This is a genomic window from Streptomyces sp. NPDC024632, from assembly GCF_055559175.1.
In genome coordinates, this window is record NZ_JBVHLD010000001.1 from 281,771 (window position 1) to 302,772 (window position 21,002).

21 protein-coding genes and 1 riboswitch are annotated in these 21,002 nt (G+C 72.8%); of the genes, 11 read left to right on the forward strand and 10 right to left on the reverse strand.

Translation table 11 applies throughout. The features are described from left to right. Positions 1 to 337: 337 nt before the first annotated feature. From ACZ37P_RS01240 to ACZ37P_RS01250, 3 genes are all read right to left on the reverse strand, one after another. Positions 338 to 766, reverse strand: a complete 429-nt coding sequence (locus ACZ37P_RS01240) for a DUF3040 domain-containing protein (protein WP_355334142.1) — start codon at positions 764 to 766, stop codon at positions 338 to 340. A gap of 247 nt (positions 767 to 1,013) precedes the next feature. Continuing rightward, positions 1,014 to 1,784: a methyltransferase domain-containing protein gene (locus tag ACZ37P_RS01245; protein ID WP_391043951.1), complete on the reverse strand. Its 771-nt coding sequence runs from the start codon at positions 1,782 to 1,784 to the stop codon at positions 1,014 to 1,016. 151 nt (positions 1,785 to 1,935) lie between these two features. Beyond that, positions 1,936 to 2,433, reverse strand: coding sequence for an SAV_6107 family HEPN domain-containing protein (locus ACZ37P_RS01250; RefSeq protein WP_355334148.1), 498 nt, complete (start codon positions 2,431 to 2,433; stop codon positions 1,936 to 1,938). Between the two features lie 164 nt (positions 2,434 to 2,597). On the opposite strand from ACZ37P_RS01250, the gene ACZ37P_RS01255 reads away from it, so the two are divergent. From ACZ37P_RS01255 to ACZ37P_RS01270, 4 genes are all read left to right on the forward strand, one after another. After that, on the forward strand, positions 2,598 to 3,212 hold the full coding sequence (locus tag ACZ37P_RS01255) for a TetR/AcrR family transcriptional regulator (protein ID WP_467344231.1): 615 nt from the start codon (positions 2,598 to 2,600) through the stop codon (positions 3,210 to 3,212). A 281-nt stretch (positions 3,213 to 3,493) separates the two neighbouring features. After that, positions 3,494 to 4,102 (forward strand): DUF4126 domain-containing protein, encoded by a 609-nt coding sequence (locus ACZ37P_RS01260; protein ID WP_355334153.1) that lies wholly within the window; start codon positions 3,494 to 3,496, stop codon positions 4,100 to 4,102. Between the two features lie 35 nt (positions 4,103 to 4,137). Next, complete coding sequence (locus ACZ37P_RS01265; RefSeq protein WP_467344233.1) at positions 4,138 to 5,655, forward strand: phytoene desaturase family protein; 1,518 nt, start codon at positions 4,138 to 4,140, stop codon at positions 5,653 to 5,655. A gap of 219 nt (positions 5,656 to 5,874) precedes the next feature. Continuing rightward, positions 5,875 to 8,157, forward strand: a complete 2,283-nt coding sequence (locus ACZ37P_RS01270; protein WP_467344606.1) for a terpene synthase family protein — start codon at positions 5,875 to 5,877, stop codon at positions 8,155 to 8,157. 24 nt (positions 8,158 to 8,181) lie between these two features. Here ACZ37P_RS01270 and ACZ37P_RS01275 read toward each other — a convergent pair whose 3' ends face one another. The 5 genes from ACZ37P_RS01275 to ACZ37P_RS01295 form a co-directional block, all read right to left on the reverse strand. Beyond that, the gene (locus ACZ37P_RS01275) at positions 8,182 to 9,150 is read right to left on the reverse strand and encodes a hypothetical protein (RefSeq protein WP_467344234.1); all 969 of its coding nucleotides are present in this window, start codon (positions 9,148 to 9,150) and stop codon (positions 8,182 to 8,184) included. Between the two features lie 44 nt (positions 9,151 to 9,194). Then, positions 9,195 to 10,112, reverse strand: coding sequence for a methylenetetrahydrofolate reductase [NAD(P)H] (gene metF / locus ACZ37P_RS01280; RefSeq protein ID WP_355334163.1), 918 nt, complete (start codon positions 10,110 to 10,112; stop codon positions 9,195 to 9,197). A gap of 509 nt (positions 10,113 to 10,621) precedes the next feature. Beyond that, a complete protein-coding gene (gene thiE, locus ACZ37P_RS01285) occupies positions 10,622 to 11,287 on the reverse strand; it encodes a thiamine phosphate synthase (RefSeq protein ID WP_467344237.1) in 666 nt (221 codons plus the stop codon). Between the two features lie 28 nt (positions 11,288 to 11,315). Next, positions 11,316 to 11,690 carry an Rv2175c family DNA-binding protein gene (locus tag ACZ37P_RS01290; RefSeq protein WP_355334168.1) on the reverse strand — a complete coding sequence of 125 codons (375 nt, stop codon included), beginning with the start codon at positions 11,688 to 11,690 and terminating at the stop codon, positions 11,316 to 11,318. 65 nt (positions 11,691 to 11,755) lie between these two features. After that, the gene (locus tag ACZ37P_RS01295) at positions 11,756 to 12,928 is read right to left on the reverse strand and encodes an NAD(P)/FAD-dependent oxidoreductase (RefSeq protein ID WP_401304991.1); all 1,173 of its coding nucleotides are present in this window, start codon (positions 12,926 to 12,928) and stop codon (positions 11,756 to 11,758) included. Positions 12,929 to 13,037: 109 nt separating this feature from the next. Beyond that, a riboswitch (TPP riboswitch) is annotated at positions 13,038 to 13,152 on the forward strand. Here ACZ37P_RS01295 and thiO point away from each other — a divergent pair. From thiO to ACZ37P_RS01325, 6 genes are all read left to right on the forward strand, one after another. Next, positions 13,146 to 14,417, forward strand: a complete 1,272-nt coding sequence (gene thiO, locus ACZ37P_RS01300) for a glycine oxidase ThiO (protein ID WP_467344239.1) — start codon at positions 13,146 to 13,148, stop codon at positions 14,415 to 14,417. Its footprint overlaps the riboswitch before it by 7 nt. Beyond that, positions 14,414 to 14,620, forward strand: coding sequence for a sulfur carrier protein ThiS (thiS, locus tag ACZ37P_RS01305; protein ID WP_355334176.1), 207 nt, complete (start codon positions 14,414 to 14,416; stop codon positions 14,618 to 14,620). The genes thiO and thiS overlap by 4 nt, the downstream gene beginning before the upstream one ends. A 3-nt stretch (positions 14,621 to 14,623) precedes the next feature. After that, positions 14,624 to 15,436 carry a thiazole synthase gene (locus tag ACZ37P_RS01310; RefSeq protein WP_467344241.1) on the forward strand — a complete coding sequence of 271 codons (813 nt, stop codon included), beginning with the start codon at positions 14,624 to 14,626 and terminating at the stop codon, positions 15,434 to 15,436. A gap of 227 nt (positions 15,437 to 15,663) precedes the next feature. Next, positions 15,664 to 17,652 carry a Stk1 family PASTA domain-containing Ser/Thr kinase gene (gene pknB, locus ACZ37P_RS01315; protein ID WP_467344243.1) on the forward strand — a complete coding sequence of 663 codons (1,989 nt, stop codon included), beginning with the start codon at positions 15,664 to 15,666 and terminating at the stop codon, positions 17,650 to 17,652. 40 nt (positions 17,653 to 17,692) lie between these two features. Further along, positions 17,693 to 18,550: a deoxyribonuclease IV gene (locus ACZ37P_RS01320; RefSeq protein WP_355334183.1), complete on the forward strand. Its 858-nt coding sequence runs from the start codon at positions 17,693 to 17,695 to the stop codon at positions 18,548 to 18,550. Between the two features lie 95 nt (positions 18,551 to 18,645). Further along, positions 18,646 to 19,206: a DUF4396 domain-containing protein gene (locus tag ACZ37P_RS01325; RefSeq protein WP_401714728.1), complete on the forward strand. Its 561-nt coding sequence runs from the start codon at positions 18,646 to 18,648 to the stop codon at positions 19,204 to 19,206. A 4-nt stretch (positions 19,207 to 19,210) separates the two neighbouring features. Here the strand turns inward: ACZ37P_RS01325 and ACZ37P_RS01330 are convergent, their stop codons facing one another. Beyond that, positions 19,211 to 19,825 (reverse strand): sulfite oxidase-like oxidoreductase, encoded by a 615-nt coding sequence (locus ACZ37P_RS01330; RefSeq protein WP_355334188.1) that lies wholly within the window; start codon positions 19,823 to 19,825, stop codon positions 19,211 to 19,213. Between the two features lie 159 nt (positions 19,826 to 19,984). Between ACZ37P_RS01330 and bfr the strand changes: the two genes are divergently transcribed. Next, positions 19,985 to 20,464 carry a bacterioferritin gene (bfr, locus tag ACZ37P_RS01335; RefSeq protein WP_188284346.1) on the forward strand — a complete coding sequence of 160 codons (480 nt, stop codon included), beginning with the start codon at positions 19,985 to 19,987 and terminating at the stop codon, positions 20,462 to 20,464. A 57-nt stretch (positions 20,465 to 20,521) separates the two neighbouring features. Here bfr and ACZ37P_RS01340 read toward each other — a convergent pair whose 3' ends face one another. Beyond that, on the reverse strand, positions 20,522 to 20,851 hold the full coding sequence (locus ACZ37P_RS01340) for a (2Fe-2S)-binding protein (protein WP_467344244.1): 330 nt from the start codon (positions 20,849 to 20,851) through the stop codon (positions 20,522 to 20,524). Positions 20,852 to 21,002: the final 151 nt, after the last annotated feature.

Below are 21,002 nucleotides of genomic sequence, written 5' to 3' on the forward strand. Positions count from 1 at the left end.
AACGACCGGACTGCCCCGCCGGGGCGGGTGGTGACCTGCGGGAGCGCGGCCGGCGGCGGACCGCGCGGTTCCTCAGCGCGGTCGGCGACTGACCGCACGGTTCCTCAGCGCGGCCGGCGGCGGACCGCACGGTTCCTCCCCCAGCTAACGCTGGGAGGTGCCCCCAGCGCCCCTCCGGGGCACAAGCCTCGCGCCTCCACGGCCTCAGGGGCCGCGACCCTCAGGGATCGGCTCGCCGCACGGCGACAGGTGGGCGCACGGGGGGCAAAAAGATCGGCGCACCGTCGGGAGGGTGCGGGACCCTCGGACGGTGCGCCGTGCTGGCGGAAGTGACCCTCTAGCGGCCACCCTGCTGCTCGTCGCGGCGGCGCTGCCACCGCTCCTCGATCCGGTCCATGACCTTGCCCCGCTTGGCCTGGTTGCGGCGGCTGAGCCGCCGGCCGGGTGCGCCGGGGGCACCGGGAACCCCGGCGGCGGGCGCCGCCTCGCCCGGCTTGCCCGCCTTGCGCCAGCCGGTGACGGCCAGCACCGCACAGGCCAGCATGACCAGGAAGCCCACCACACTGATCCAGGGCTGCTTGGCGATCATGCCGCCCATGAGCAGCGCGATACCGACCAGGAAGCCCGCCACCGACTGGTAGACACGCCGCCTGGTGTACGTGCGCAGCCCACTTCCCTCAAGCGCCGACGCGAACTTGGGATCTTCGGCGTACAGCGCTCGCTCCATCTGCTCGAGCATGCGCTGCTCGTGCTCCGAGAGCGGCACGGAGTCCTCCTACTCGTCGGTCGCAGGGGGGCGACCGGTCCGACCCTTTCAGGATAGGCAGGGATTCGCCCCCATGAAACCCGCCCCACTACGCCAATCCGACGGGGGCTTCATTCCCCGTCCGCCGTTACGTCATGCCAGCATACGGTCAGCAATGGCGGTACGGGGGGCCTGTGACCGACTACTCCGGCCGGTGGCGGGGGCGGGTGAAGCGGAAGAGGTCCTTCCGGGGGTCGCGCGGGGTCCGTCAGCCGCGCTCGCCGAGGACGTGGAGCTGGGTGGCCACCGAGTGGAATCCGGGCTCCTCCGCCGCTGCCAGCTCCAGCCGCAGCAGCGCCTCCAGGGCGCCCGGCTCGGTGTCGACCAGGACGCCGGGGACGAGGTCGGCGAAGACCCTGATGCCGTGCACGGCGGCGGCCCGCAGACCCGCGTCGGTGACCAGCCGGGTGAGCTGGTCCGCGGTGTAGCGGCGGGGCAGCGAATCGCCGTCGCCCCATCGGCCGTCCGGGTCACCGAGGGCGTGCTGGGCCTCCGCGAAGTGCCCGGCGAGGGCGCGGGCCAGTACGGCGCCGCCGCGGCCCGCCGCGAGCAGGCTGAGGGCGCCGGAGGGGCGGAGCGCTCCGACCACGTTGCGCACGGCCTCCGCCGGGTCGTCCACGTACTCCAGGACGCCGTGGCACAGCACCATGTCCCAGCTCGCGCGGGGCACGATGTCGGGCAGCCCGTGGGTGTCGCCCTGGACGGCGCTGACCCGGTCGGTGACCCCGGCCTCGGCGGCTCGTCGCTCCAGTGCGAAGAGCGCGTCGGGGCTGGGGTCGACGACGGTGACGCGGTGGCCGAGCCGGGCGACGGGCACCGCGAAGTTGCCGGTGCCGCCGCCGGTGTCCAGGACGTCGAGTGCCGCCGTGTCCGCGGTCTTGGCCCGCCGTTCGAGAGCGTCCTTGAGGACCTCCCACACCACGGCGGTACGCAGACTGGCACGGGGGCGCATCGGGTCCACCCCTCCTTGACGGGACATGGCGCGCGGCTCCTCGCAGGGGCTGGTCACATCGGGCGGCTCCACTCTAGAGCCCCCGGCCGAGGTGGGGCCGCCGCGCGCGCGGCCGGGTGTCATGGTCCAGGTGCTCGTGCGTGACCAGGACGACGGGGCCGCCGCGCGCGGCCGGGTGTCAGTTGGCGCGTCTGCGGGGTGGCTCCGCGGCCGCGGGGGCCGGGATCAGGGGCGGCTTGCCCGCGAGCGCGGGCTGGAGGAGCAGCATGCGCTCCACCAGGCGCAGGAACATGGTCGCGGCGCGCAGCAGGTCGTCGGCGTCGCGGGGGCCCGCGGCTCCGGCTATGCCGGCCTCGGCGCGGGCCCTGCGGGCCGCGCCCGCCTCGAACAGGGCGCTCCACTCCGCCAGTTCGGGCGCGACCTCGGGCAGCACCTCCCAGGCGGTGCGTATCCGCTGGCGGCGGCGCGGGGCGGGCTCGGGTCGGCCGCGTACCGCGAGCACCGCGGCGGCGGTGCGCAGGGCGGCGAGGTGGGCGGTGGCGTAGCGCTCGTTCGGAGTCTCCAGGACGGCGGCCTCTTCGAGGCCGAGGTGTGCCTGGGTGAGCAGGTCAAGGGCGGCGGGTGACGCGGTGGCGCGGCGCAGCACAGGATGGATGTCGCTTACGGGAGCTGCCATGGCGAGCCTCCTTTCTCCATGCCACCCATAGTGGGGGCTACCACTGACAATCGGCCCTGACCTGGGGTAACGCCCGAAAACGGGACATTGGCGCGGTGGCCGGAATCCGCCGGGTGAACGTGCCCGTTGAACATGCCGGACGCCGGACAGGCAGAATCGGCACCATGACCACCGCACGACGCCAGGCCACTCGTCAGAAGCTGTACGAGGCCGCCGTCACCCTCATCGCCGAACAGGGCTTCTCCGCCACCACGGTCGACGAGATCGCCGAACGGGCCGGGGTCGCCAAGGGCACCGTCTACTACAACTTCGCCAGCAAGAACGACCTGTTCGAGGAGTTGCTGCGGCACGGCGTGGGTCTGCTGACCGTCTCGCTGCGCGAGGCCGCGCAGGACGCGGAGGCCAAGGGCGGCGGCAAGGTCGACGCGCTGGACGCGATGATCCACGCGGGGCTCGACTTCATCGTGCGCTACCCGTCCTTCACGCAGCTATACGTGGCCGAGCTGTGGCGCACCAACCGCGCTTGGCAGGACACGCTGATGATCCTGCGTCAGGAGGCGGTGGCGGTGGTCGAGAAGGTGCTGGGCGAGGCCGTGGCGGAGGGTGAGCTGAACGACGAGATCGACGTACCGCTGACGGCGTCCGCGCTGTTCGGGATGGTGCTGGTCGCCGCGCTGGACTGGCAGGCGTTCCAGCCGGAGCGCGGTATCGACGAGGTGCACGCGGCGCTGTCCCGGCTGCTCCAGGGCAGGGTCGGCGGGCGTTCGGCGCGCCAGTGAGCGGTCCGCGGGTGCGCTGTTCTGGCAGGGTCCGGTCCCCCGCAGGTCCGTGCCAGAACAGCGCCTCCCCCGTGCGCCCCCCGTTCACGTACGGACCGGTGTACTTCCGCCGCCCCGTGTCGGCGGTTCTGGCACCGAAGCCCGTCCGCGGTCCCCACTCTTCCGGTTTCCCGGCCGACGCCCCATCCGCGAACGTACTCAACCGCGCGTCTAGGTACGGATACTCATGACCGCGCGATTTCACTCGGTGACAGTGGGCGCGGTTCGCTAGAGTCCCGCGCATGTCCGTACTTCCGCTGGTCTTCACCAGCGGCTGGGCGAGCGGGATCAACGCCTACGCCGTCGTGCTGCTGCTCGGTGTGATGGGCAGGGCGGGTATCACCGACGAGGTGCCGCTTTCGCTCCAGCGCACCGATGTGCTGCTGATCGCGGCCGCCCTGTTCCTCTGCGAGGCGGTGGCCGACAAGATCCCTTACGTGGACTCGGCGTGGGACGCCGTGCACACGGTGATCAGGCCGGTCGCGGGCGCGGTGGTGGCGGCGCTGCTGGCCGGGCAGTCGGGTTCGCTGTCGGAGCTGGCGGCGGGCGCGGTCGGCGGGTCCACGGCGCTGGCCAGCCATCTGGTGAAGGCGGGCACGAGGCTGGCGGTGAACACCTCGCCCGAGCCCGCGAGCAATATCGTGGTCAGCCTCGCCGAGGACCTGGGCGTCGCGAGCATCGTCACCTTCGCGCTCTTCCATCCGCTGCCCGCCGCGATCATCGCGGCGGTGCTGCTGGTGCTCGGCATGACCGTCGTGCTCCTGCTGCTGTCCCGGATCCGGCGCGCGCTGCGCCGCCGCAGGGAGCGCAGGGAGCGCAAGAACCGGAACGGCACCCCGGCGCCCACCTGAGAGCCTGTCGGGCGGCCTTCGATACAGTCCCTGCCATGGCACGGATTGCGGTGATCGGCGCGGGTATGGGCTCGCTGGCGGCGGCGGCCAGGCTCGCCATCGGCGGCCACCGGGTGGTGGTGCACGAGCGGTCGGCGACGTACGGCGGCGGTGTGGGCCGGGTCGAGAGGGACGGTTTCGCCTTCGACACCGGCCCCGGTCTCCTGCTGCTGCCCGCCGTGCAGCGCGATCTGTTCGTCAAGACCGGCCGGGAGTCGCTCGAACAGTCCGTCGGTCTGGCGCAGGCCGATCCGGCCGCCCGCCACGTCTTCGCCGACGGTACGGATCTGACGCTGCCCAACGCGTCGCGCTCCGGGGTCATGGAGGCGCTGGACGGCGCTCTGGGCGCCGGAAGCGGCGAGCGGTGGAGCGAGGTCATGCTGCGCGCCCGGGAAGCCTGGGAGGCCACTCGCAGGCCCCTCCTGGAGGACGCGGTGTCCGGGGCGACCGCCGCGCTGCGCGAGGACCCGTATCCGGCGGCCGGGAAGCGCGGTCTGCTGCGCCGCCCGGCGCGGGCGCGGACCCTGTCCGCCGTCGCGGACGGCGAGTTGCGCGACCCCCGGCTGGCCGCGCTGCTGGAGAGCTATCCGCTCGACTACGGCCTCGACCCGCGCACCGCTCCCGCCTCCGCGACCGTACTGGCGTACGTGGAGCAGACCTTCGGGGTCTGGTACGTGCCCGGCGGGCTGCGGGCGCTGGCGGACGCGGTGTACGCGCGCTGTCTGGCGCGGAAGGTGGAGTTCCGGTTCGGCGCCGAGGTCACCGGGGTGCTGGAGAAGGACGGCCGGGCCGCCGGGGTGGAACTGGCCGACGGCGGTACGGCGGAGGCCGACTTCGTGGTGGCGGGCGCGCCGCTGCCCGCGCTCTACCGGGACCACGTGCTGCCCTGGGAGTCCGAGGACGAGTTGCCCGACTGGGGCCCGCGGCACCCGCGGGGCGTCCTCACCGTCCACATGGCGCTGCGCGGCGCGCGCCCGGCCGACGCCGTGCACCGTACGGTCGTGCACGCCCCGGACCGCGAGCGCGCGCTGACCTGGGCATTCGACTCCCCCGGCACCACGGACGCCGTCCCCACGGTGACGGTGCTGCGGCCCGACGACCCCGCGCTGCGCCCGGATGACGGGCACGAGGCGGTCACCGTGAGGGTGACCGTGCCGCCGCACGGCCGGGCCGGCCTGGACTGGACGGCTCCCGGCGCCGCCGACGCCGTCACCGAGCGGGCGGTGGCCGCCGCGGAGGCGGCCGTACCCGGCCTGCGGGAGCGGGAGTTGTGGCGGATCGTGCGGACACCGGCGGACACGGAACGCGAGACCGGCGCACCGGGCGGCTCGGTCCCCGCCCCGGCGCTCGCGGGCGCGCACGGCTCACTGCTGCGCTCCCCCAACGCCGACGCGCTGCCCGGTCTCTACCGGGTCGGCGGCTGGGCCCACCCCGGCGGCGGACTGCCGCACGCGGGCATGTCGGGCGCGATCGTGGCCGACCTGATCATGGGCGGGCCCGGCGGCAGCCGGTGAACGGGCGTGCGCCGCGCGCTCGTTGACGGCCCGCTCGACGGATTCCCGTCCGCTGTCCGCCTCTTGCCGCCCCCGTTACCGCCGCGAAGATCCTTAAGCGGGCCACCGCCCGGATTCAACCGATCGGACGGAAAAGCCCGGCGGGCGCTCCGGGGGCGCGCGGTGGCCGCCTAGCGTGAACGGCGGCCCGTGATCACCGAGCGGAAGGCCGTACGAAGCATGCCGCAGCCCTTCGAACTCCCGCAGTTCTACGTGCCGTATCCGGCGCGGCTCAACCCCCACCTGGAACGGGCCAGGGAGCACTCCAAGGCGTGGGCCCGCGAGATGGACATGATCGAGGGCTCAGAGATCTGGGACGAGGCGGACTACGACGCCCACGACTACGCGCTGCTGTGCGCGTACACCCATCCCGACGCGTCGGGTCCCGAACTGGACCTGGTCACCGACTGGTACGTGTGGGTGTTCTTCTTCGACGACCACTTCCTGGACATCTTCAAGCGCAGCCAGGACATGCAGGGCGCGAAGGCGTACCTGGACCGGCTGCCCGCCTTCATGCCGGTGGATCTCGGACAGCCGGTGCCGGAGCCGACCAACCAGGTCGAGGCGGGGCTCGCGGACCTGTGGGCGCGCACGGTGCCGACGATGTCGCAGGACTTCAGGGAGCGGTTCCACGAGAGCACGTACTACCTGCTGGAGGAGTCGCTCTGGGAGCTGTCCAACATCAACGCGGGCCGCGTCTCGAATCCGATCGAGTACATCGAGATGCGCCGCAAGGTGGGCGGCGCGCCCTGGTCGGCGAATCTGATCGAGCACGCGGCGGGCGCCGAGGTACCGGCGCGGATCGCCGGGAGCCGTGCGATGCGGGTGCTGCGCGACTGCTTCGCGGACAGCGTGCACCTGCGCAACGACCTGTTCTCGTACCAGCGCGAGATCGAGGACGAGGGCGAACTCTCCAACGCCGTCCTGGTCCTTGAGCGGTTCCTCGATCTGACCGCCCAGCAGGCAGCGGACCGGGTGAACGACCTGCTGACCTCGCGGCTGCACCAGTTCGAGCACACCGCTCTCACCGAAGTGGAGCCGCTGTTCGGGCAGTTCGGCCTGACCCCGCACGAACGTCTCGGCGTCTTCGCGTACGTCAAGGGACTCCAGGACTGGCAGTCGGGCGGCCACGAGTGGCACATGCGCTCCAGCCGGTACATGAACGGCGCGGACGGCAGTTCCCGCGCAGTGGGCGCGGGCGCCGGTATCGGCGGCGGCGCGATCGGCGGGCCGACGGGCCTGGGCACCTCGGCCGCGCAGATCCTGCACTCGCTGGCCGCGACCTTGCCGCAGCGCGCCCGGTCCTTCTCGCACGCCCCGCACCAGCGCACCGACACGGTCCGGCGCGCCGAGATCCACATGCCGTTCGAGACCACGCTCAGCCCGCACTTGGACACCGCCCGGCGGCACAACATGGAGTGGGGCCGGGCGATGGGCATCCTCGGCGCGGAGCCCGGCTTCCCCGTCCCCGGCGGGCTGTGGAACGAACGCAAGCTCGCCGACTACGACTTCGCGCTGTGCGCGGCGGGCATCCACCCGGCGGCCTCGCCGGAGGAGCTGAACCTCACCACGGACTGGCTGACCTGGGGCACCTACGGCGACGACTACTACCCGCTGGTCTTCGGCCGGTCCCCCGACGCCGGAGCGGCCCGGCTGGCCACCGAGCGGTTCAAGCTGTTCATGCCGCTGGGCGACGAGCCCGCGCCCACGCCGGTGAGCGCGCTGGAGCGGGGTCTGGCGGACCTGTGGCGGCGCACCGCGGGCCCGATGTCCCCCGACGCGCGGGGCAAATTCCGCTTCGCCGTCGAGGACATGTGCGAGAGCTGGCTGTGGGAGCTGGCCAACCAGAAGCAGAACCGGGTGCCGGACCCGGTCGACTACATCGAGATGCGCCGCAAGACCTTCGGCTCCGACCTGACGATGAGCCTGTCGCGGATCGGCCACGGTGACGCGCTGCCGGACGCCGTCTACCGCTCGCGGCCCGTGCAGTCCATGGAGGTGGCCGCCGCCGACTTCGCCTGCCTGCTCAACGACGTGTTCTCGTACCGCAAGGAGATCGAGTTCGAGGGGGAGATCCACAACGCGGTGCTCGTCGTGCAGAATTTCCTGGACTGCTCGCCGCAGGAGGCGATGGACGTGGTCGGGGATCTGATGGCCGCGCGGATGCAGGAGTTCCAGCACATCACCGAGAACCAACTGCCCACGCTCTTCGAGGAGTTCGCACTCGACGACGCGGCGCGCGAGGTGCTGCTCGGCTATGCGCAGGAGCTGCGCGACTGGCTGGCGGGCATCCTCACCTGGCACGAGGGCTGCCACCGCTACGAGGAGGAGACGCTGCGGCGGGACTTCCCGCACGTGGCCGCCGTGCTGCCCGCCCAGACCTGGGCCGCGCCCAACGGCCTGGGCACGGCGGCGGCCCGGCTGCCGTCACTGCTGCACGCGGCCCGCACCCAGGCCGGGTAGCGGGCCGGGCGGCGGGCCGAACTCTCAGTAGCGGTAGGGGTCGTACGGGTCGGCGTACTGCGGCTGCTGCTCCTGCTGGGGCGGTTGCTGCTGCTCGTACGGCGACTGGTACTGCTGCTGGGGGATGTACGGCTGCGTCTGCGGGTCGGGCTGCTGCTGGTACGGGTAGCCGTACGGGTCGCTGCCCAGCGGCTGTTGCTCCTGCTCCTGCTGACCGCCGTAGGTCTCGTACCGCGGCTGCGGCTGCGGCTGGGGATACGGGTACGGGTAGGGCTCGCCGCCGCCGGCCGGGGTGTCGTAGCCGTAGGGGGCGGGGGCGGGCTCCTGGTAGGCGCCCGGGTCGTAGCCGTATTCGTGGCCGCCCCAGCCGGACTGGTCGGAGCCGTCACCGGCGTAGGAGGCCGCCGCGGGCTGGGGTTCGCCGCCCCAGCCCGCATAGCCCTGCGCGCCGTACCCCTCGTAGCCGCCGCTGGTGTACGGGTCGGGGGTGTACGTCGACTGGCCGTCGTAGACCGGGTATTCGCCGCTGTCCTCGTGCATCGGGACCGGCTGGTAGATCTGGCCGGAGTCCAACGGCCGCCCGCCGCCGAACAGATCGGGCTCGTCCGCGTCGAGTTCGTCGCGCGGACCCGGCTGCCGGGCGGCGGCGAATTCCTCCGGGTACTCCTCCTCGACCGGGCTGACCTCCAGCACCGGCTCGGTCATCCCGCCCTTCCTGCGGCGGCGGCTGGAGCCGGGACGCCCGCCGAGCGCCCAGCCGGTGGAGAAGCCGCGCTTGTAGGAGAGCGTCACGAAGGACTGGCCCGCGCCGAAGGCGAGCGCGCCGAGCACGATGATGATCACATTGCGCTGGGACACGCCGACGACCACGCCCAGGAACCCGGCGAAGGCCAGTACGCGATAGCGCAGCCGCGCCTTGTACTGGAGCAGTACCTCACCGAGCAGCCACAGCGCGACGATTCCGAAGGCGACGTACAGCACCGAGTAGCCCATGCGCCCACTTCCTTAACTGGACCGAGCCGACTGTACCGAGCCGGTCACGTCCGCTGGTGCAGACCGAGGTTCTCGTAGATCTCCAGCGACGCTGTCGAGTGGTTAAGAGTAATGAAGTGCAGCCCCGGAATGTCCTCCGCCATCAGACGGCGGCACATCTCGGTGGTGAACTCGATGCCGATCGCCCGGACCGCGACCGGGTCGTCCTGCACCGCGAGGATGCGTTCGGCCAGGTCGGAGGGGAAGGGGGCGTTGCCGAGCTGGGCGAAACGCTCGATCTGCCGGACGTTGGTGACCGGCATGACCTCGGGAATGATCGGGGTGCTGCACCCCGCCGCGTCGACCCGGTCGCGCAGCCGCAGGTAGTCCTCCGCGTCGAAGAACATCTGCGTGATGGCGAAGTCGGCGCCCGCGCGGCACTTGTCCAGGAAGTGCCGGGTGTCCTCGGCCGGGTCGGTGGAGCGCGGGTGCATCTCGGTGAACGCGGCCACGCCGACGCAGAAGTCGCCGGACTCCTTGATCAGCCGGACCAGTTCCGCCGCGTACGTCAGGCCCTCCGGGTGCGGCACCCACTCCGCGAGCGGGTCGCCCGGCGGGTCCCCGCGCACAGCCAGGATGTTGCGGATTCCGGCGTCCGCGTACTGCCCGATGATGTTGCGCAGCTCGGCCACCGAGTGGTTCACGGCCGTGAGGTGCGCGCACGGGGTCAGCGTGGTGTCCGACACGATCCGGTCCGTGGCCCGCACCGTGCCCTCCCGCGAGGAGCCGCCCGCGCCGTAGGTCACCGACACGAACGTGGGGCCGACCGCCTCGATCCTGCGGATCGCGTTCCACAGCGTCCGCTCGCCCTTCTCCGTCCTCGGCGCGGCGAATTCGAACGAGTACGAGCGCTCGCCCCGCGCCAGGAGCTCACGGATCGTGATCGCCCGGTCTGTTCGCGTGGAAGGTGTCCCCAAAGCCATGCCTTGAAGGCTAGCCCCGGCTGGCCACCGTCCGTAACCGGACGGGGCGATATGACCTCGTACGTCCGTTTCCTGGCCACCGGCGGTCCACGGATTGGACACCGGGTGGGCTTGGCGCCCATGCCCGCGCCTTCCCCGGGGCTCGCCCCCCGTCAGGCCCCGCTGAAGCCACCCTCCCCTCCCGCGGGTCCCCGCTTTCCCGTGATGCGACCCCGGGCGGTCCCTCTGCCGGGGACGGCACACCGGGTTTTTAGGGGCGCGGGGAACTGCGCGCTCGGCCACGGCGGTGGCGGGCCTTTGAGAACCGGCCCCAGCGGGGCAGACGCTGTTGTTTCCGGGCTGACAGCCCGGTGGGGGCGGGCCGCGCAGTTCCCCGCGCCCCTGAAAAGATCGGCCAGCCGCCCTGGCAGAAAGACCGCCTCGGGGCCGCGCCCCGGAAAGACCGGCTTGCCGCCGGCGGGAGAGGACCGTCCAGGGGCCGGGCCCCGGGAATGCTCACCGCCTAGGTGTCAGGCGAGGGCGGCGCGGAGGGCGGAGGCCGCGCCGGCGGGATCGGCGGCCTCGGTGAGGGCGCGGACGACGACGACGCGGCGCGCACCGGCGGCGCGGACCCGGGCGATGTTGTCGAGGGAGATGCCGCCGATGGCGAACCAGGGCCGGTCGGTCGTGAGCCCGGCGGCGTGCCGGACCAGGTCGAGCCCCGGGGCCGGACGCCCCGGCTTGGTGGGCGTGGGCCAGACGGGCCCGGTGCAGAAGTAGTCGGCGCCGGGCTCCACGGCGGCGGCGTCCACCTCGGAAGGGGCATGGCAGGAGCGCCCGATCAGCACCTCGTCGCCGAGGATGGCGCGCGCGGCCGGGACCGGCAGGTCCCCCTGGCCGAGGTGCAGGACGTCGGCCCGGGCCGCGTGCGCCACGTCGGCGCGGTCGTTGACCGCGAGGAGCTTGCCGTGCCTGCGGCAGACCTCGGCGAGGACGGCGAGGGCCGCCAGTTCGGCCCCCGCCTCGATGCCCTTGTGCCGGAGCTGGATGACGTCCACCCCGCCGCTCAGTGCCGCGTCCGCGAACTCGGCGAGGTCGCCGCGCTCGGTCCTGGCGTCGGTGCACAGATAGAGCCGGGCGGCGGCGAGCCGGTCACGGGCGGTGCCCACGGCGGTGGCGGCGGCGGTGGTCGTCATGCGGGCGGTTCCCCCTGAGGCGTACGGGTTACACGGCGAGCGCCTGCGCTCGGCGCTTCACCTCGGTCCCGCGATTCTCGCGCAGTGCCTGGGCGGGGGTGCCGGGGAGGCTCGGGTCGGGCGTGAAGAGCCATTCCAGCGCCTCATCGTCCGAGAACCCGTCGTCCTTGAGCACGGTGAGCGTGCCGGACAGGCCCTTGGTGATGGCGCCTTCGCCGACGAAGTCCGCGGGCACCATGAGCACCTTGTTCTCACCACGGCGGACCGCGATGAGCTGGCCCTCCTTGATGAGGGGGCGAATCCGGGTGATGTCGAGTCCGAGCCGCTCCGCGACCTCGGGCAGCGTGAGCCACGAGGGGACGAGAGCGTCAATGTGTGCGTCAACCGACGAGAAAACAGTCACAGGACAAGGGTGCCACCCGCCGCCGACAACCGCTGCGGCACTGCGCCGTTAGCGGGACGCCCCGCTCAGCGCAGGGCCGCCGACTTGAGCTGCACCGCCGGGTCGGCGGCGAGCGCCGGGTCCAGCACCGCCGCGCGGGCGACCAGCTTGCGGGCCTGCGCCAGGTCCCGCGGCCGGTCCACGGCCAGCAGCGCGGCCAGGGCGCCGCCGCGCAGCCAGCACACCGACCAGGACGGGCTCGCCGGGTCGCCGCGCAGCAGCATCGTGTCGGCGCCCGTGTGGTGCCCTGCGTACTGCACGAAGCGGCCGAACTGCTCGGACCAGAAGTACGGCACCGGGTCGTACGCCTCGTCGCCGCCGAGGACGTTGGCGGCGGCGGTCCGCGGGCCCTGCACGGCGTTGTCCCAGTGGTGGATGAGCAGCCGCTCGCCGTAGCGCGCGGACGGGAACGACGCGCAGTCGCCGACGGCGTACACGTCGGACGCGGTGGTGCGCAGCCGGTCGTCGGCGAGTACGGCGCCGTCCGGGCCGAGGCCGACGCCGGAACCGGCCAGCCAGCCGGTGGCGGGCCTGGCGCCGATGCCGACCACGACGGCCGCGGCGGGCAGCCGGGTGCCGTCGGCGAGCACCACGGCGCCGGGTTCGACCTCGGCGACGGCGGTGCCGGTGAGCAGCCGTACCCCGGCGTCGGCGTACCAGGCCCGCATGTGGCCGGTGATGGTGGCGGGCAGCGCGCCGGACAGCGGCCGGTCCGCGGCCTCCACGACGGTCACCTCACAGCCCGCCTGCCGCGCCGCGGTGGCGAATTCGGCGCCGATCCAGCCCGCGCCGACCACCACGACGTCCTTGTGGGCGTCCAGCACCGGGCGCAGCGCCGCCGCGTCGTCCAGGGTGCGCAGCAGGTGGACGCCGGGCAGGCCCGCCGTGCCGGGCAGCGCCACGGGGTAGGCGCCGGTCGCGACGACGAGACGGCCGTAGCGCAGGCCGCCCTTGTCGGTGACGACCTCGTGGTCGCCTGGCCGCAGCCCCTGCGCCCGTACGCCCAGGCGCAGATCCACGTCCAGGGCGTCGAAGTCGACGTCGAAGCGGACGTCGGTGTCCTCGCCCGCCGTGCCGAGCAGGACCGCCTTCGACAGCGGCGGGCGGTCGTACGGAGGGTGCGGCTCGTCGCCGACCAGCACGATGCCGTCCCGCCAGCCCTGCTCGCGCAGGCAGACCGCCGTCTGCACCCCGGCCATCCCGGCCCCGACAATCACGACGTCGTTCACATGATTCACGGTAGTCGGTACGGGCCGCCGACGACGCCGGGCCACCCCCGGGCGGCGGGCGGGGATATGGTGTCGGGGCCAGAGAACACGCGGGAGCCCGGACGCACCGGGCTGAGAGGGCGGCTGGACGGCCGCCGACCGTACGAACCTGATCCGGGTCATTCCGGCGAAGGGAGGGCGGTATTCGATGGGTACACCTGAACCGGCGGCGCCGAGCGGACCGGCGGCTCCTACGGCCGCGCCGCGGAGTTCCCGCGCGGCGGCGTCGTACGACGTCCTGGTGGTGGGCGGCGGCATCATCGGCCTGGTCACCGCCTGGCGGGCGGCGCAGCGCGGCCTGCGGACCGCCGTGGCCGACCCGGACCCCGGCGGCGGCGCGGCGCGGGTGGCGGCGGGCATGCTGGCCGCGGTCACCGAATCGCAGTACGGCGAGCAGACGCTGCTGGACCTCAATCTGGCGTCGGCGCGCCGATACCCGGATTTCGTGGCCGAGTTGACCGAGGCGACCGGCCTCGACGTCGGCTTCCGCGCCTGCGGCACCCTGACCGTCGCGCTGGACGCCGACGACCGCGCGCACCTGCGCAATCTGCACGCCTTCCAGACCTCGCTGGGCCTGCCCTCGGAGTGGCTGAGCGGCCGGGACTGCCGCCGCCTCGAACCGCTGCTCGCCCCCGGTGTCCGCGGCGGACTGCGGGTGGACGGCGACCACCAGGTCGACCCGCGCCGTCTCGCCACGGCGCTGCTGCGGGCCGCGGAGCTGGCCGGTGTGATCCTGCACCGCTCGGCGGTGGCCCGCGTCGAGATCTCGGGCGGCCGGGCCGTCGGCGCGCTGCTCGACGACGGTACGGCGGTCACGGCCGGTCGTACGGTGCTGGCCGCGGGCAGCGACAGCGGCCGGATCGCGGGCGTGCCCGAGGCCGCGCTGCCGCCGGTACGGCCGGTGAAGGGGCAAATCCTGCGGCTGCGCATCCCGCCGGGCCACGCGCCGTTCCTGTCCCGTACGGTCCGGGCGGTGGTGCGCGGCAGCCATGTGTACCTGGTGCCGCGCGAGAACGGGGAGCTGGTACTCGGCGCGACCAGCGAGGAGTTGGGCTGGGACACCACGGTGACCGCGGGCGGGGTCTACGAACTCCTGCGGGACGCCCACGAGTTGGTGCCCGGCATCACCGAACTGCCGCTCACCGAGACCCTGGCGGGCCTGCGGCCGGGGTCCCCGGACAACGCCCCGCTCCTCGGCCGCGGCGCGCTGGACGGCCTGCTGCTGGCCACCGGCCACCACCGCAACGGCGTGCTGCTCACCCCGATCACCGGCGACATCATGGCGGAGGTGCTGGTCACGGGCGAACTGCCCGCGTACGCGCGGCCGTTCGCCGCCTCCCGCTTCGCGGCCGTCCCGGTGCCCGTCTTCCCGGTATCCGGTCCCCCGGCCGCCGCCGCCCGTGAGGAGCAGACCGTATGACGATCACGGTCCTGGTGAACGGCGAGCGCCGCTCCCTGCCCGCGCCCCTCGCCCTCGACGCCCTGGTGGCCGACCTCACCCCGGCCGCCTCCGGCGTGGCCGCCGCCCTCAACGAGACGGTCGTCCCGCGCGCCCGGTGGGCGGCGACGCCGCTGTCCGACGGTGACCGCGTGGAAATCCTCACCGCCGTGCAGGGGGGCTGAGGGATGACGACTTCCGCTGTCGACGTCAGCGACCCGCTGCGGATCGGGGACGCCGTCTTCTCCTCGCGGCTGATCATGGGGACCGGCGGGGCGCCGAGCCTGGAGGTGCTGGAGCAGGCGCTGCTCGCGTCCGGTACGGAGCTGACCACCGTCGCCATGCGGCGGCTCGACCCCACGACGAAGGGGTCGGTGCTGTCGGTGCTGCGGCGGCACGGCATCCGTGTGCTGCCCAACACCGCCGGGTGCTTCACGGCCGGTGAGGCCGTGCTGACCGCGCGGCTGGCGCGTGAGGCCCTCGGCACCGACTGGGTGAAGCTGGAAGTCATCGCGGACGAGCGGACGTTGCTGCCCGATCCGGTCGAACTCCTCGACGCCGCCGAGACGTTGGTGGACGACGGCTTCACGGTGCTGCCGTACACCAGCGACGATCCGGTGCTGGCGCGGAAGCTGGAGGACGTGGGGTGCGCGGCGATCATGCCGCTCGGGTCGCCGATCGGGTCGGGGCTCGGAATCCGCAACCCGCACAATTTTCAACTCATCACCGAGCGGGCCGGTGTTCCCGTGGTCCTCGACGCCGGGGCGGGGACGGCGTCCGACGCCGCGCTCGCCATGGAACTCGGGTGCGCCGCCGTCATGCTGGCCTCGGCCGTCACGCGGGCGCGGCAGCCGGTTCTCATGGCCGAGGGCATGCGTCACGCCGTTACGGCCGGGCGCCTGGCCTTTCGTGCCGGGCGTATCCCCCGCCGCCACTTCGCCCTCCCCTCCTCCCCGTCCGAAGGTCTCCCCTCCCTCGACCCCGAACGTCCCGCCTTCTAGGTCCAGGGCCCCGCGTCCACCGCGCACAGGACGTGCCCTCCGCCGCCCTTGAAGGATCGGCCCGCCGCCCTCCGTGAAGGGCCGTACAGGGGCGGAGCCCCGGGGAAGGGCGCCGACCCGGGCAGGGGGACCGGAGGTCACGGAAGCGTTGCGGCACGCAACAGGTGGGGTACAGACCGGGCGCGCAGCGCCGTTCGGGGCATTCCGGCCTCGTAGAATCGGCGATCGTGGACACGACCGTGCAGGACCCGCTCGTCGGGCAGACGCTCGACCGCCGTTACCGGGTCGAGGCGCGCATCGCTGTCGGGGGGATGGCCACGGTGTACAGGGCCGTGGACACCCGCCTCGACCGGGTGCTCGCGCTCAAGGTGATGCACCCGGCCCTGGCGACCGACACCGGCTTCGTCGAGCGCTTCATCCGCGAGGCCAAAGCCGTGGCGAAGCTGGCGCACCCGAATGTCGTCGGGATGTTCGACCAGGGCGCCGACGGCACCTATGTGTATCTGGCCATGGAGTACGTGGCCGGCTGCACGCTGCGCGACGTGGTGCGCGAGCGCGGGGCGCTCCAGCCGCGGGCGGCGCTGGACATCATGGAGCCGGTGCTGGCGGCGCTCGGCGCCGCGCACCGCGCGGGCCTGGTCCACCGCGACATGAAGCCGGAGAATGTGCTGATCGGGGACGACGGCCGCGTGAAGGTCGCCGACTTCGGCCTGGTCAGGGCGGTGGACACTCAGACCAGCGCGTCGACCGGCTCGCTGCTGGGCACCGTCTCGTACCTCGCCCCCGAGCAGATCGGGCACGGCGTGGTCGACCAGCGCACGGATGTGTACGCGTGCGGGGTCGTGCTGTACGAGACGCTGACCGGCCGCAAGCCGTACGACGGGACGACGCCCGCGCAGGTGATGTTCCAGCACCTCAACGAGGACGTGCCCGCCCCGTCCTCGGTCGTCGCCGGTCTGGCACCCGCGCTGGACGCCCTGGTGGCGCGGGCCGCCTGCCGTGACCCGCGGGGCAGGCCCGCGGACGCCGTGGACCTGCTGGCCGAGGTGCGCGACGTGCGGGCGGCGCTGACCCCGGCGCAGCTGGACCGCGAGCCCGCGGACACCATCGGCGAGATGAGCGGCGCCGGGTCCGAGGACCCGACCAGCGTCGTCCACCGCTATCCGTCGGCGGCCTTCGCGTCGGAGCCGATGCCCGCGTCCGCGCCGCCGGTACCGGCGGCGGCCGACAGCGGCGAGCTGAACCGTACGAGCAGGCTGCTGCTGCCGCCCCCGCCGCCCGAGGAGCCGCCCGCGGGTCCGCGGCAGCCGCGGCGGCGGGGCCGCGGGGACGGTGCGCCGCGGCGGCGCGGGCCGCTGGCGGTGGTGCTGGCGCTGCTGGTGCTGCTCGGGGTCGGCGCGGGCGTCTGGTACATCAGCGACGGGCAGTTCACGAAGGTGCCCGCGGTGCTGGCGCTGTCGCAGGCCGACGCGGAGAAGAAGCTGGACGCGGCGGGGCTGCGCGCGAAGGTGACACGGGACTTCTCGATCACGGTGCCGCGCGGCAAGGTGATCTCGACGGATCCGGGTCCCGGCAAGCGCGTCCGGGACAACGGCACGGTGACGCTGAAGGTCTCCAAGGGCCCGCAGCAGGTCCAGGTGCCCGACGTCCGGGGCAAGCCGCTGGAGACCGCGCGCAAGGAGCTGAAGGACGCGGGTCTGACGCCCGGCACGGTGGCCCAGGAGTTCAGCGAGGACGTGCCCCGCGGTCAGGTCGTCTCCACCGACCCCGCCGGCGGCATCCGCCGGGCGCCCGACACCCCGGTGGCGATCAAGGTGTCGCGCGGGGCTCCGGTCGACGTGCCGGACGTGATCGGCGACTCGGTCACCGACGCGCAGCAGCAGCTCGAGGACGCGGGTCTGAAGGTCGTCCTGGCGCCGGACAAGGTGTTCTCCGACGTCGCGGACAAGGACCAGGTCGCGCTGGCGTCCCCGGAGGTGGGGACGCAGGTCGGCACCGGCGACACGGTGACGATCACCGTGTCCAAGGGCCAGCAGCAGTTCGACGTGCCGGGCGTGACGGGCAAGAAGAAGGACGAGGCCAAGCAGATCCTCCAGGACGCGGGCTTCGACGTCCGGGTGATCACCGTGTTCTTCGGCGACACCGTCTTCAGCCAGTCCCCCGACGGCGGCGGGCAGGCGCCCAAGGGCGCGACGATCACCATCTGGGTGCGCTGATGCGCGTGGTGACGGACGCGCCGACGGGTGCGGCGGGCTGATGCGGTCGCGCAATCCGGTGGGCAGCCATGTGCCGGTGGCCGGCGGGCTGGCCACCGTAGGGCTGGGGTACGCGGAGCGGATCGGCGCGGAGACCGTCCAGGTCTTCGCGGCCAATCCGCGCGGCTGGGCGACTCCGCCCGGCAGCCCTGCCCAGGACGAGGAGTTCCGAACGCGCTGCGCGGAGCTGGACCTGCCCGCGTACGTGCACGCGCCGTATCTGATCAACTTCGGCTCGCACACCGAGGCGACGGTGGACCGCTCGGTGGAGTCGCTGCGGCACTCGCTGCGCCGGGCGCGGGCGATCGGCGCGCTGGGCGTGGTGGTGCACACCGGCTCGGCGACCGGCGGCAGGACCCGCGAGGTGGCGCTGGCGCAGGTGCGCGAGCGGGTACGGCCGCTGCTGGACGAGCTGACGCACGACGACGACCCGTGGCTGCTGCTGGAACCGACGGCGGGGCAGGGCTCCTCGCTGTGCTCGCTGGTCGCGGACCTGGGCCCGTACATGGCGGCGCTCGACCGGCATCCCCGGCTCGGGGTGTGCCTGGACACCTGTCACGCCTTCGCGGCGGGGCACGACATGGCGGCGCCCGGCGGGATGACGGCGATGCTGGACGAACTGGCGGCGACGGCGGGCGAGGGGCGGCTGCGGCTGGTGCACGCCAACGGCAGCAAGGACGTGTGCGGGGCGCGCAAGGACCGGCACGCGAACATCGACGCGGGCCATCTGGGCGCGGAGCCGTTCCGTGAGCTGCTGCGGCACCCGGCGACGGAGGGCGTGCCGCTGGTCATCGAGACGCCGGGCGGCCCCGAGGGGCACGCGTCGGACGTGAAGCTGCTGAAGGAGCTGCGCGGATAGGGGCTGTTCCCGCCCCCTCAGGAATACCCCCAGGGGGTATGTGGTTGTGCTGACCGCAAGGCACCGCACGCACTTCCTGAGGACGGGGACATCCCATGGCGTACGAGCACACGGCCCACGACCACGCGGCGCACGATCAGGGGGCTCACGGCCAGGCAGCTCACGACCACGCGGCCCACGACCACGCGGCGCACGCGCACCACGGCGGCAGCGGCGGCGGGGCGGGCTGGCGGACGGCCGCCCAGGCGACCCTGCACTGCCTCACCGGCTGCGCCATCGGCGAGGTCCTCGGCATGCTGATCGGCACGGCGCTCGGCTGGGACAACGTGCGGACGATGCTGCTGGCGATCGTGCTCGCCTTCGTCTTCGGCTACTCGCTCACCATGCGCGGCGTGCTGCGCGCGGGCCTGGACCCGCGCTCGGCGCTGCGGGTGGCGCTCGCCGCCGACACCGTGTCGATCATCTTCATGGAGCTGGCCGACAACGGCACGATCCTGGTCTTCCCCGGCGCCATGGACGCGACCTTGGCCGACGCCCTGTTCTGGGTGAGCCTGGCGCTCTCCTTCGTGGTGGCCTTCGCCGTCACGACCCCGGTCAACAAGTGGCTGATCGGGCGGGGCAAGGGCCACGCGGTGGTGCACCAGTACCACCACTGAGCCGCTACAGCTCGGGCCCGTCGCCCGGCTCCTCCTGGTACGAGTACCGCTGCTCGTTCCAGGGGTCACCGAGGTTGTGATAGCCGCGCTCCTCCCAGAAGCCGCGGCGGTCCGCCGTCATGTACTCCACCCCGCGGACCCATTTGGGGCCCTTCCAGGCGTAGAGGCCGGGGACGACGAGGCGGACCGGAAATCCGTGTTCCGCAGTGAGGGGTTCGCCGCCCTTATGGGTCGCGAATATCGACTTGTCGTCGATGAAGTCCTCGATCCGCAGATTCGAGCTGAATCCGTATTCGGCCCACACCATCACATGCGTGACGTCGTCGGCGGGCGGCGCCAGTTTCAGCACGGTATCGGTGGAAACCCCGCCCCATTCGATGCCGAGCATCGAGAACTTCGTGACGCAGTGGAAGTCGGCGACGACCGTGGCATACGGCAGCGCGGAGAACTCCTCGTGGTTCCAGCAGGTCTTGTCGTTGTCGGCGGTCGCGCCGAAGACCCGGAACTCCCAGCGGTCCGCCGTGAAACGGGGTACGGGGCCGTAGTGCGTGACCGGCCAGCCCCGCTGGATCCGCTGCCCCGGAGGAAGCTCCCCCGTCTGGCGTTCGGACTGACCCATGTCTCCATGGTGACAGACGGGGCGTGATGCTTCCGACCGGGCGGGGTCTTTCCGGGCAAGCCGGGCCCCGGAACGTAAGCCTGCACTTACTGGATCAGATGCCTGAGCAGTGCGAAGATGCGCGGAACCTGACAGCCCGATCGGAAGGACGGCGTTGCCATGCAGGGCGACCCCGAGGTCATCGAGTTCCTCAACGAACAGTTGACCGCTGAGCTGACCGCGATCAACCAGTACTTCCTGCACGCGAAGATGCAGGAGAACTTCGGCTGGACGAAGCTCGCGAAGTACACCCGGTCGGAGTCGTTCGACGAGATGAAGCACGCGGAGATCCTGACCGACAGGATTCTCTTCCTCGACGGGCTGCCGAACTACCAGCGGCTCTTCCATGTCCGGGTGGGCCAGACGGTCACCGAGATGTTCCAGGCCGACCGCCAGGTCGAGGTCGAGGCGATCGACCGCCTGCGGCGCGGCATCGAGGTCATGCGCGCCAAGGGCGACATCACCTCGGCGAACATCTTCGAGTCGATCCTGGAGGACGAGGAGCACCACATCGACTACCTCGACACCCAGCTCGAACTGGTCGAGAAGCTGGGCGAGCCGCTGTACATCGCGCAGCTCATCGAGCAGCCGGAATCCTGACGGACGGTCCCGCCGGCCGGCGCGCCGCGGTCCCGTAGCCGCGCTTCGCGGCCCCGGTCAGGCCGCCTGCGCGGCGGCGGGCGGCTCGTTGGCGCCGGGCACGGCGATCCGCTCGACGCGGGCCGCCGCCGGGACGTCCGGCTCGACCCGTGCCGCGGCCGGCTGCTCCGCGCCGCGGGCGTCCGCGAGCATCGCCGCGAGGCGCTGGGTGCGGGTGGTGGCCGGGGCGGCGCCGCGGCCGAGGAGGCCCTGGATGCGCTTGACGCAGGAGCCGCAGTCGGTGCCCGCCTTGCAGGCGGAAGCGATCTGGCGCGGGGTGCAGCGGCCGTCGTCGGCGTGCTGCTTGACCTGCTGCTCGGTGATGCCGAAGCAGGAGCAGACGTACACGCGGTCACCGCCGATCAGGGCCCAGGAGTGCCTCAGGAGCTGAGGTTACCCTTACCTTACCCGGCGCCCCTGGTCAGGAAAAGCGCCGAGGGGCGCGGATCGGTGTGATCCGCGCCCCTCTGGACGAAACGGCCGGTGGGGCCGCCGCGCG